Raw genomic sequence first — 12,210 nt, forward strand, 5'->3', positions numbered from 1 at the left:
TTTTTACTCATTGAAAATTTTCCTAATCTGGTGTTAGCCTATGGGTGTCCAAACACAGGCGGCAGAGCATCCGCCTGATCAGAAGACAGTGGGAGCGACACCATGGTCACCTTGTTTCATCCCCAGCCCGGAACCATCCCAGTGACCGCCGGGTCGGGCGCTGTTCTGGCCGATTCAGGGGTCCGGCCTAATTGGCTGCTGGATCATGGCGAGGATACGGCCGTGCAAATTGCGGCGGGCAATCTGATGAGGGATTTTGCGACTGTCACAGACCGGACCCAGAGGCCGACCAATCTGATCGACGAGAGCAGCCCGACCATCTGCCTGGGCACCCTGGGCCATTCCAGTTGGATCGATTCGGCTGTCTGCTCCGACCAGCTCGATCTGACCCCGCTCAAGGATCCCCAAGGAGAGTACCGCTGGGAAGGCTTCACCTTGCAGGTCATCGACGGCACCCTCTATATCGCCGGGACTGACCGGCGCGGAACTATCTACGGAATCTACGCCCTCAGCCGGGCCATCGGCATCTCACCCTTGCACTGGTGGGGAAACGTACCGGCCCGTCGCCATGAACGGATATGCCTGCCCGACGACCTGCGCGTCTTCGACTGGCCCTCGGTCAGGTACCGGGGCTTCTTCATCAACGACGAGGAGGAGCTGGACGACTGGGCTCGCCTACACACTCCGGACGGAACCATCGGACCGGCGACCTATGAAAAAGTCTTTGACCTGATCCTACGGCTGGGCGGCAACTATCTGTGGCCAGCCATGCACGTCAACGCCTTCAATGCCGATCCGCGCAACGGAAGACTTGCCCAGAGCATGGGGATTGTCATCGGGAGCAGCCACTGCGACATGCTCCTGCGGAGCAACCAGCATGAGTGGGATCCCTGGGTGGCCTCGCAGGGCAGGCATGTGGACTATGACTATTCGTTGCCCGGATGCAACCGGGATATGATTCGGCGCTACTGGTCACAGAGCGTGGACATGAACCGGAAATACGAGGTCACCTGGACCCTGGGCATGCGCGGTATTCACGACACGGGCCTGACCACGCGCGCCATCGACGAAGATCCGAACCTGGATCAGGAGGGTCGTCTGCGAGCGCGGGTCGATCTGCTCGGTCGGATTATTCGCGACCAGAGGAGCATTCTGCACGAACACTTGGGTCGACCTCCTCAGGAGGTCCCCCAGCTCTTCATTCCTTATAAGGAGGTGCTGCCCCTCTACGACGCGGGCCTGGACCTGCCCGAGGACGTGACCATCATGTGGGTCAATGACAACTACGGGTATATGCGCCGCTTCCCCAATCAGGCCGAACGGGCGCGCAGCGGGGGCAATGGGGTTTACTACCACAGCTCCTACTGGGCGCCGCCGAGGACCAGCTACCGCTGCACCTCATCCACTCCCCTGGCTCTGATGAACGACCAGCTGAGCAAGTGCTGGGATCGGGGCATCCGCCGGGTATGGATAGACAATCTGGGAGCCATCAAGCGCCTGGAGCTGGAGGGATCCTACTTCCTCCACCTGGCCTGGAATGCAGACGAGAATCACCACAGTCTTTCAGCCCGGGACTTTGTGGCCGCCTGGTTCGACCAGACCTTCGCAGACGATCGCGGCTCTGATGCGGCCGACATGTGCATGAGCTACTACCGGATCAACAATCAGGCCAAAATCGAACACCTGCATGAGGACTCATTCACCCAGACAGGGTACGATGACGAGGCCGGCGGCCGCCTGGCAGCCTTGCGGGAACTAGCAGAGCGCTCGCACAATCTCGGCAGGAGCGTAAAGCCAGAGTTCCGCGAAGCTTATCGATCACTGGTGGACCTGAAGATCGCCATGGCCTACTACGTGAACGCCCAGTTCTACCATGCGGACCGCAGCCGTCTCGAGGCCGCCCGAGGCGCTATGCCGGCCGCCCACAGACAGACGAGGATCTCCCATCTCTTCCAAGGGATGATCCGGGCTCTGCTCCATTGGTATAACAAGGAGCTGGCCCGGGGCTGCTGGGACGGCATCCTCACTCCCAACAGGTTCCCTCCTCCTACGCTACCTCAGTACCCGACTTGCAGACCGGTGAAGGTCCAACCGAACCAGGGACTGATCCTGACGCCACAGGGAGCACAGGAGGGCGTCATAGTCCCTGGCAATAGCAATCACGTCAAGCTGGTCTTCGATCCCTATGGCATCACCGACCGTTGGATTGACCTGGACCTTATGGGCAGTCCTGCAGAGGAAGTGTGCATCAGCGCCAACCAGGACTGGATCAGTCTGCCAGCGGAACGGCGAATCGTCAGGGATGAATGGCGAATCCATGTACAGGTCGAGAACGCCTCAACCCATGCGGGTCGGCAGGGTACGCTGACCATCATCACCCGTCCCAGCAAGCCAGAGACAACTGAAAAAGCCTGGCCTACCCCGATCATGGTCGATGTTCTGGTAGGCGAGAATCCTGGCTTCAGACAAGGATTCACCGGCTACGTCGAGGCTGATGGACACATCAGCATGGACCCCTCACGCGGACGCGTCAACCCCGACCTCACGGAGACCACCACTTGGCTGGCAACCCAAGATCTGGGGCGTTTCGGCCCAGGCCTGATGCAGACCAAGGGCTGGAGCGACCCGGAATCAGGAAGCGGGGCCTGTCTGAGTCTGGACTTCTGGCTAAAGACCCCCGGCCGCCACCGTCTAGAGGTTCACCGTCTGCCCACACTGAACTCGCGTGGGCGAATTCGCCTGCGTGTCAGCCTGGATGGCAATCGGGGCGAAATCCTGGAATCGCCCACCACTGACGAGTTCCGTGGCGACTGGCAGGAGACCATCGTATATAACGCCGAGCAACTGACCATGGTCCTGCCCTATTTGGAGGCAGGACCCCACCAGCTGCAGCTTATTGCCGTGGATGACTCCTTCGGCATCGACAAAGTCGTGATCAACACCGGTCGGAAACGGTCCAGCCGGCTGGGACCTGCTTTCAGCACCTGGGTGGCGGATGGCCGGCCCTCCAAACAGGCTGGCAACAGGAGCTTTCACGCAGCTCACATAGACAGGGCTCAGACCAGCAATCAGATTACAGTCTGTCAGCCAACGCCCACGGCCGAGGCCTTGGACCGCCCCCTACGGAATCTGGCCGTTGGAGACTACGGTATCGATCCGGACCGCACCCCGGAAGAACCTGTACCCTACTTCGATCAGGACTACTGGCTTCACGGCGGCTTGTATACACGGCCGAAGCTGGTCTGGCCTGCCGGGCATCAGCACGAGCAGAAGCTGAGCCAAAACAATGACGCCAACAAGACACCAGAGCGCATCTACCTTGAGACCGCTGACTGCCTAAGACAAGGCGAAAACGCCTGGCTGTCACAGAATGGGTCACAAAACGGCAAGCGTCGGCAGGGCTGCTGGTTTCCCACCGACGCCCCCACTCACAGGGGCCGGGGCCTGGCCATGCGGGCCGAGCCTAGGCAACAGCTCTGGCCCAAACCCGGTCAAGCTCCCGGCATGAACCTGGCCTTCCAGGTTGGCAGGCCAGGCAACTACCGGATCTGGCTCCTAGCCCAGTTCGCCTCCGACCTGGAGGACTCCTGCCATGTGATCTTGGACGGCGACCCGCTGCCCCCGGGCGACCTCTTCCCCCGAGGGGGAAGACTGATGACTTTTGCCACCGAGCATGTCTGGGGATGGTCGGAGATGGCCGCCATCCAGCTGACCGGCGGTCGGCACGTTCTGGTCTTGGAGCCGGAACGAGCCGGCATGCGCATCGCACGTGTCTACCTGGCCTGCGATGGATCACGGCCTCCCTTGGATGAGCAGTGGCCCGGTTAGAAAGACGACAGACCTGGGGACGCGCATGGGCTAGACGCCTGAAATCAGCGGTCACTGCCGTTCTCTATGCCCTTGGGCATCCGCCTGGCCTTGCCGGAGAGGAGCGAGCCAGTCATGACTGCCGCAGCAACAATGGCTAGAGGAAGAGCTATAGCTGCACCTGTTCTGGGCAGTGCCTCCACTAGGGCGTTCCAATCGTCGCTATTGGAACGGACAGCCCGATCCGAGCACAGCAGACGGCCGTCGACCATCACGCCCCGGAAATCAGGCTGTTGATGAGTCTTGTCGGCATCCTCCCGCTCAGGAAGGGCCGCTTGACCTTCTACAGGACAGGGCACCAGGGGACTGCCGATCACCCTAGCCCTGTCAGTATGCCGGCCAGACATGCCCGACACTGTGGCATGCACGTCCACAGACTGGCCAGGACGGAGCATTAGGGTTGACCAATTATTCGGATAGCGGATCCCGGTCACCCGTCCCTGGCCCACGACTGTCTGATCCTCCAAATGCAGTTGGCGGGCAGGGAAGATTGCTCCAGTCCCATCGCTGGGATCACGAGGAGAATCATTGGTGATCCGGAAGACAATGGGAACATCGTCATGAGCCCGGAGGGCCTGTTCCGGCTGATCCCGATCCCCTTTGGGCATGCCGCCGGCCTGATCAAACTTCTCGATATGCAAAGCCGGCGTCATATCGGGCGTGCTCGTCCAGACCGTGTTGGATGCCAGAATCTTGTCCTGATAGAACTCAGTGAATCGGTTCTCATGACGTTCCACGTTCTTCAGCCGCCTGCATTGCAAGTAGACCCTCCAACCGACCGGGCGGTCGCCTGAAGCGCTGACCAAGGCCAGATACCGCGACGTAGCCTCCACTTTGATCAGACCTGCAGGGCCTGCGGTCATCGTAAACCAAGGACCGCCATGTATATCTGCGGACATGTCTGAACCAGCCATGATCTGTCCATGATGAATCAGGATGCGTCCATTCTCGTAGAGGTCCTGGGTTGCGTAGACGGCCCAATGGCCAGTGAACCTATCCACCGCTGGGTCCAGCCGATCCTCAATCCGCCAGGTTTTCACCTGCGGATAGGCACGTCCGGCCGGCAGCAGACTGGAATCCAGACGGTACAGGAAGAGTCGGTCACGGTAGATACTGCCACCATGAGCGCTTCCTCCACCCACTGCGGCTACCACATCCTTGGCGGGATTGAGCGGCTTGACCGGATTGGTGACCACGTTGGTCGTTTTATGCAGGTTGTTGACGATCTGGGTCGCCTGGTTGCGAACCACATGACCGGTTTCCGCACGGATGACCGTGTAGGGCAGGACCAGATCGTAAGTGCGCCCCAGCAGCCCTTGGTCAATAGACGGTTCTAAGAGAGGATTATGGCCTCGGACAGCGGCATAGGCTGCCAGATCGGCAGGCTGAGGATCCCCTTTGAGGGTCACGCCTGTAGCCGGCACATAGGTATCCACGGTTTTGGCGAAGACCAGGACTGTGCCGTTTCTTACCTGAATGTTGAAGGCCTTGGTGTAATCGCGGCCGTCAGAACCCAGAACCTCGATCCCCCTGGGATCGATATCCAGGTGACGAGCGTCGTAGGCATCCGTCATACCCAACCGCCAGACCGGATAGGCGGTGTCCTTACGGCGGGCGTCCAGACTGATCCGATAGACACCATGGTCGCCCACAAAAAGCACCTTGCCGTCGATACTGATGCCTGGATCATGCGCGCTGACATCGCTCTTTGATGGATGGAAGTCAGCCGGCGGATTGCTCACCTGATTGGAGGGAGTCAGCGAGTTGTTCAGCGTAAGCACCCACTGATTGCCCACGCGATGATCCGTTGGGGCCTTGGGGTCAACCCTGCCTTCGAAGCGCAGACGGATTCTGGGATTGCCCCCGGCCCGCCATTGGCTGATACGGACGGGGTCGGTAATGGTCACCCGCAGGCTATGGTCCTTGTCCTTCCACTTTGTGGCGTATCCGGTCTTGGCGATGACATCGCCGCTCTGCAGGTCAGTCACCTCAAGGGTCTGTTTGTCGGGCAAAAACCAGCGGTCATAGACATCGGTCAGGATGATTGATTTGACAGGATAGGCAAGATTGTCGGGCAGGCTGGGCTGGGTATCCAATCCATACTCCAGCCGCTGACCAGGAAAGACCACCTTGCCGTCAACACTGGCCTGCTCCCCGCCTTGGCCGGCCTCCGAGATGACATCCTTGCGCACCGGAGGCAGATATCCACAGATGCCTGGCTCGTTGGTCTGCACACTCTGTGTGTTGACTGTTTGGGAGCCCGAGTTAATCAGGGCCTCGCCCTGGTTGCCATGGCCGTCGGGCGCCTTGCAGAAGGTCAGCTCCTGATCGGGTGTTCTGCCCAAATCCTTGCGAACCTTGGCCGCACCGCCGCCGTCGGCAAATCGGACCGTGAAGGGAACCAGCATGGTAACCTGCATAGGGACCTCCATCCCCTTGAGAACGTTCAACCACCCGCTCTTGGCCTGGGCCCGCGCCCGAGCGCCTGTCACGCTGATCTCGAAACGGTCGGTCACATCCCTGCCCTTGGCCACGATGCCTCCGACGCTGCTGCGGCGGTAGTGCCCGTCTGCATCCGCCTTGGCCTTAGCCGCAAAAATGCGGATAGCCCCAGCCCCGTCCTGATCAACCAGATAGTTTGCAGCGCTCCAGTCGTCAGTCAGGGCGAAAATCTTAGGGGCCTCAATCAAATGAGCTTCGACAGTAGCGTTGATCACCGACCCTACTTGGTCGCCGTCCAAAAAGACGTGTCCGTCGGCACCTGTCCCGTTACTCCATTGGGGGTCTATGACGCTCTTCCACGCCCCCGTGGCTGTGTCTCGCAGAATCCAGGATTTGTCCGGCCTGGGCTTCCAGGTGGGCGTACGACGCTCCGGGGTCGACTGGTCAACCTGCCGGGCGGCGCCCTCCCAATGGATTCCTCCCTGGTCCAGGATCACCCCGGTTTCTGGCCGGTCGACAGTCACATCCAACTGCCATGCCCAGCGGTGTTCCTCCGGCAGAGCACCACCCTTCCAGGCGGCTGTGGCGCGGTCTCCAGGCGGCCTGGTCCCTTCGGCAGTGTTGAAAACGAATTTGTCGGTCAGGTCCTCGCCGCTGGTCTGATCCCTGACATGCTGACCACTGATTCGGTACTGCTTGCCCTGAGGGTTGAAGACATCGCTAAAAGTCAGTTCGCGACCGTCCCGACCGGTTCCAGTGACAATATGCGTGCGATTGGTCATCCCATCCGCGCTGGTGCCACGATCTACTTGCTTATCAGGTGGATCCGGCGGCAGATCGGCCGGCTTGGGCTCGTAGTCGTTGAGCATGATCACCACCAGGGAGATGCCCTTCTTGTTGCCCGCATACTCGTCAGCGAACTTGTCCAGGTTGTCGTTGGGCTGATCCCAGAAGGAATCGCTGGTCCGATAGGTCACCCCACGATTGCTGAATGTGCTGTTTGCCACCTGGCTGCGCCAGTTATCCATCCAGAGCTTGTGAATAGCCACGGAGATCCCGTCAAATATACGTTGGGATCCACGGTAACCGGCAACCACGCCCACGCCGGTCACCCGGCAGTGGCCCTGTCCGGATTGGTCGGCATGGGCCTCGTTAAAGCGCGCCTGACAGTTGCCGTTGGCCTCATCCAGAGCCTGCCGCTTGACCCGGGCCGTAGTGGCATTGCGCCCGTCCACTACCCCCATCTGGGAGAACGCCCTGTCTATGCTGCCTATTTCATAACCGCCAAAAGCCCCCTGGTCGTCATCCTTGTAGGCCCAGCCCTGCCAGAGCCGGATCTTTTGGCCACCGGGTGGCACCGGTCTGCCACCGGCATGGCCTGATCCTCCGCCAGCCATGGCAGGAGCCGCCGGACCGGCAAGGGTCGCCAGGGCAGCCAGAGCCGCCAAGAGGCCGATCCATCTATGCTTGTTCATACTCGTCCTCACTTTTTCGCCCGCCCCATGCCTTGAGTATGGGCGGCCGCCGGGCATATAGGTGCGTGGGTGGGGAACTGTGGTCGAATGTGCCGCGGGACGGTTATGCTGTGTATGACACATACCTATGCCGTCCAGACCGAAAAGGAGACAGGACAATGGCAGAGACATTCGACGTGTTGGTCGAGATCCCACGTGGCTCCCGCAACAAGTACGAGATGGACCACGACAGCGGCCATATCAGGCTGGACCGCACCCTCTTCACCTCCATGGGCTACCCCGATGACTATGGGTACATCGACGGCACCCTGGGCGAGGACGGGGATCCTTTGGATGCCCTGGTCATGATTCCCGACTCGGTCTTCCCGGGTTGCATCGTTGAATGCCGCGCCGTGGGGCTCTACCACATGGTCGACGAGGCCGGCGGGGATGACAAGGTCCTCTGCGTGCCCGCCGATGTCCGCTTCGACGCCATCAAGGACATCGACGACGTCTCCGACTTCCACAAGCAGGAGATCAAGCACTTCTTCGAGCAGTACAAGGCCCTGGAACCAGGCAAGGAGGTCATGCCCGGCGACTACTGGACCAACGCCGAGGCCGCCGAGACCCAGATCAAAGCTGCACGCGAGCGCCTGGCCGCCCAGCACTGACCCCACTTGAGGCCGCCCAGCGGCCTCATCAACCACCCCGGCGAGGGCCCAATCGAGCGTCCTAACCGGGGTTTTGCATGCCCAAATCCTCCCAAAATGCGTCTGGCCGTCTACCATTGCGAATTGCGGGTGTGCGCGCAAGGGCAGGAGCGGCTATGACTTTCTATACATACCAATACCTCAAGGGCGGGCAGACCAACTGGACCATGATCAGGATCATCGTGGTCGTCGTTCTGGCCCTGGCCTTCCTCTTCTTCCTGTTCATGTACTCCCGCCATCGCTGGAACCACAAGTACAAGGATCTGTCCATCATCCTGGCCACCCTGCTCCTGCTGGCGGCGGCCATCCAATACAGCGACTACACCAATCTGCGCACAGCCAGCCTGCAGAGCGGACAGCTGACCACAGTCATCGACAAGTCCGCCGCCAAGCTCAAGGTCAACCCTGAGCAGATCAGCATCAACGACACCTCGCGCAACAATGACATGATTATCAAGACCCCCAAGGGCTACTACACCCTGGTATTCAACAGCTCCGGCTCCGAATTCCTGCTGCAGCGTGCCGACCTGTACCACCCAGACATCACCGTGATCGGAGAGTGACCCATGGATATCAATTTCTACGTCAACGTGGCCTTGAAGCTGATCGTCGGGTTGCTCTTCATCACCCTGCTCATCAACGTGACCGGCAAGGGGAACCTGGCGCCCACTTCGCCCATGGACCAGCTGCAGAACTATGTCCTGGGCGGCATCATCGGCGGGGTCATCTACAGCGACAGCATCTCCATGGCCCAGTACATTGTCATCCTGCTGATATGGGCCGCGCTGATCCTCATCACCCGGTATGCCAAGACCCACATCCACGCGGTGGGCAAGTACGTCGACGGCGAACCGGTTACCATCATCAAGAACGGCAAACTGCTGGTACAGAACTGCCTCAAGGTCAATCTGACAGCGAAGGAGGTGGACTTCAAGCTGCGCACTAAGGGCATCAATGACATTCGCGACGTTAAGCGGGGCATCGTCGAGCAGAACGGCGGCCTGACCATCATCTCCGAAGGTGACAAGGACGTGCGCTACCCGGTGGTCATGGACGGGCGGGTCAATCCCGATGTACTCGACACCATGGGGCGGGACGAGGCCTGGCTCGACGAGCAACTGGCCAAGCAAGGCATACGCAAGGTCAGCGATGTGTACATGGCCCGATACCAGAACGGCGAGTTCTATGCCGTCACCTACCAAGACCAGTAGCGCCATCCAAACGGCGGCAGGCGGTCTGACGGTGACCATGACTCATCGACGGACCTATCCCACAGGCTGTCATGCTTGATAGTTCCAGCGCTGACAGGTAGAATCTATGTCCATATTGTTATGGCGTAGCATGTGAACGGCATTCAACGAATTCAAAGCCGATTCCAATCGGCAGTTCCGCGCTCGACGCTCCCGAGGCGTAGGCTGGTTTGAGGAGACCTGGTCGAGGCCCATCCCACCTGGGATGAACCCTTTCAAGGAATGCCGTGCTCTTGAGATTGCTGTTTATCGCTTTAGGTGTATCTTCCGACGCTTTTGCCGTCTCCATCAGCAAGGGGCTGTCCGTGGACCGACTGCAGGCCCGCCATCATTGGCTGGTCGGACTTTGGTTCGGCGGATTCCAGACTCTGCTGCCCTTGCTGGGCTACTTCGCTGCCTCCATGCTGCAGGACTCCTTGGCCGCCGTGGATCACTGGATTATCTTCGGCATCCTTTCAGCTATCGGGATCAACATGATCCGCGAAGGCGTCTACGGCGAGGAAGAGGGAGCGAACGGCGAGGAGAGCTTTTCCTGGCGGCGGATGCTCCCTGCAGCCATCGCCACCAGCATCGACTCATTCGGCGTGGGCGCAGGCCTGGCCTTGCTGGGCATCAACATCTGGCTATCCGCACTGGTCATCGGGCTGGTGACGGCTGCGGCCTCCATTCTGGGGCTGCGCATCGGATACGCGGTCGGGTCCCGCTGGCGCAAGCCTGCCAGAATCGCCGGCGGCATCATTCTGATCGTCATGGGCATCCAGATCCTTCTGGATCACCTGATGAATGCCTGACTCAGAACGTCGTCTGCAAGACCATGGCGGCCAGAACCACGATGGATCCGGCCAGAAGAACCGACATCAGCGCCAGACCAACAGCCCCGCGCCGATCAGCTGCCTCCTGGGCCCAGCGATAGCCGGAGGTCATGAGCCCGACCAGCAGCAGCAAGGCCACAAGCACCACCAGAACCGGCATCAGGTCAGGATGCAAGCCTCTGACCAGCTCCGGCAGAAAGACCCACCCCGAGGCGGCGACAGCGGTCACCCCGCCCATGGCGGTTGCAGAAATGCCGCGGATAACCATTCGCCGGTCCCGACGCAGCATCTGACGAACAAACATGAATACGGCCAAGAGGGCCAGCAGAAATGCCGCAGTCGACAGCCAGGTCCAGAGAGCACCAGGCCCCTGCCCGACCAGGGCCGGCACCAGAGCGACCAAGGCCAGCAGACCAGCCACGGCTCGGTCGGGGCCGGGTCGGATGCCACGGCCCACCAGGGGCCAAGAGACCAGCATGGCCAATGCCAGCACCAGGACCAGAACGGCCTGCACCCATTGAGCAACCCCGGGCTCGGCCAGCAAGCCCGCCACCACGCCCGGCAGGATCAGGGCCGCCAGAGCCAGCAGCTGCGTCAGGGCGAGCACGCGTCCATCCCGGATTCCTTTTACAGTCTGCGCCATGGGTCCTCCTGCCTGTCCCCGTCGGGAAGCTATACGTCACATCCTAGGGCAAGGCCATCCTGTGAACTCGGAGCCCCTGTGACTGGCCGATTGTACAATGATGGCAACTGTTCAACGAATCCACCCCCGCTATGGACGAACGGACAGGGAAGAAGGTACCCCCGTGACGGATCTGACCTTGATGACCTGCGCCGAGGACCCGGCATCGGTTCTGCCAGCCTTGGCCCTGCTCTCCCATCGAGTGCGCGTCCTGCCCCTGGATGCCGCCTCCCTGGTAAAGATGCCCGAGGACACTGTGCTGCTGATTGACGCCAGCGACGACCTGGCCGAAGCCAGGACGCTCTGCAACCTGACTCGGGCCTCGGGCCTGTCCACGCCCATCATCCTGATTCTGAGCGAGGGCGGCTTCACTGTGGTCAATGCCGGCTGGGGCGTGGCCGACGTCATCATTCAGTCCGCGTCCCCAGCCGAGGTCGAGGCCCGGCTACGACTGGTCTGCCAGCGAGTGACACCGACACGCAAGCCGGATGCCCGGCCAGAAAAGGCAGAAGATCAGGTACCTACCGGTCAGGTCCGCTCGGGCGATCTGGTTGTGGACACCGAGAGCTATACGGCCCGAATCCACGGCCGTCCCATCAACCTGGCCTACAAGGAGTTCGAGCTGCTCAAATACCTGGTCCAGCATCCCGGCAGGGTCTTCACCAGGGCGCAGCTCCTCCAAGAGGTCTGGGGCTATGACTACTACGGCGGAACCAGGACGGTTGATGTGCACGTGCGGCGACTCAGGGCCAAGCTGGGCAGCGAGTACGAGCACCTGATCGGCACAGTCCGCAACGTTGGCTATAGGTTCGACCCGCCCTCCTCGGCAAGGACGACCTCAGTCCCCAGACCGGAGCCGGATGCCAAGACCAATCCAGACCCAGTCAAGCAACGCGAGCAACAGGACGGCCAGTCGGAACAACCCGAGGATTCCAAGGAAAAGAAACCCGATCATAGTGACTGATGCATCATCAAATCGAAAGCGCCCCCAGG

8 protein-coding genes are annotated in these 12,210 nt (G+C 60.6%); 6 read left to right on the forward strand and 2 right to left on the reverse strand.

From position 1 onward, the window contains the following. Positions 1–102: 102 nt before the first annotated feature. The gene (locus GYM67_RS08185) at positions 103–3,828 is read left to right on the forward strand and encodes a glycosyl hydrolase 115 family protein (protein ID WP_220236398.1); all 3,726 of its coding nucleotides are present in this window, start codon (positions 103–105) and stop codon (positions 3,826–3,828) included. 44 nt (positions 3,829–3,872) lie between these two features. On the opposite strand, the gene GYM67_RS08190 is transcribed toward GYM67_RS08185, so the two are convergent. Then, positions 3,873–7,784 (reverse strand): LPXTG cell wall anchor domain-containing protein, encoded by a 3,912-nt coding sequence (locus GYM67_RS08190; protein ID WP_220236399.1) that lies wholly within the window; start codon positions 7,782–7,784, stop codon positions 3,873–3,875. Positions 7,785–7,942: 158 nt separating this feature from the next. On the opposite strand from GYM67_RS08190, the gene GYM67_RS08195 reads away from it, so the two are divergent. The 4 genes from GYM67_RS08195 to GYM67_RS08210 all read left to right on the forward strand — a co-directional run bounded on the left by GYM67_RS08195 (position 7,943) and on the right by GYM67_RS08210 (position 10,514). After that, positions 7,943–8,434, forward strand: a complete 492-nt coding sequence (locus GYM67_RS08195; protein WP_015022497.1) for an inorganic diphosphatase — start codon at positions 7,943–7,945, stop codon at positions 8,432–8,434. Between the two features lie 155 nt (positions 8,435–8,589). Then, positions 8,590–9,036 carry a DUF3290 family protein gene (locus tag GYM67_RS08200; RefSeq protein WP_015022498.1) on the forward strand — a complete coding sequence of 149 codons (447 nt, stop codon included), beginning with the start codon at positions 8,590–8,592 and terminating at the stop codon, positions 9,034–9,036. A gap of 3 nt (positions 9,037–9,039) precedes the next feature. Then, complete coding sequence (locus GYM67_RS08205; protein ID WP_220236400.1) at positions 9,040–9,684, forward strand: DUF421 domain-containing protein; 645 nt, start codon at positions 9,040–9,042, stop codon at positions 9,682–9,684. Between the two features lie 266 nt (positions 9,685–9,950). Next, positions 9,951–10,514 carry a manganese efflux pump MntP gene (locus GYM67_RS08210; protein ID WP_220236401.1) on the forward strand — a complete coding sequence of 188 codons (564 nt, stop codon included), beginning with the start codon at positions 9,951–9,953 and terminating at the stop codon, positions 10,512–10,514. Position 10,515: 1 nt separating this feature from the next. Here GYM67_RS08210 and GYM67_RS08215 read toward each other — a convergent pair whose 3' ends face one another. After that, positions 10,516–11,178: a hypothetical protein gene (locus GYM67_RS08215; RefSeq protein ID WP_220236402.1), complete on the reverse strand. Its 663-nt coding sequence runs from the start codon at positions 11,176–11,178 to the stop codon at positions 10,516–10,518. A gap of 163 nt (positions 11,179–11,341) precedes the next feature. Here GYM67_RS08215 and GYM67_RS08220 point away from each other — a divergent pair, with 163 nt between their 5' ends. Next, the gene (locus GYM67_RS08220) at positions 11,342–12,181 is read left to right on the forward strand and encodes a winged helix-turn-helix transcriptional regulator (protein WP_220236403.1); all 840 of its coding nucleotides are present in this window, start codon (positions 11,342–11,344) and stop codon (positions 12,179–12,181) included. Positions 12,182–12,210 lie beyond the last annotated feature (29 nt).

The organism is Bifidobacterium asteroides (assembly GCF_019469425.1).
In the GTDB taxonomy this organism is placed as follows: domain Bacteria; phylum Actinomycetota; class Actinomycetes; order Actinomycetales; family Bifidobacteriaceae; genus Bombiscardovia; species Bombiscardovia asteroides_I.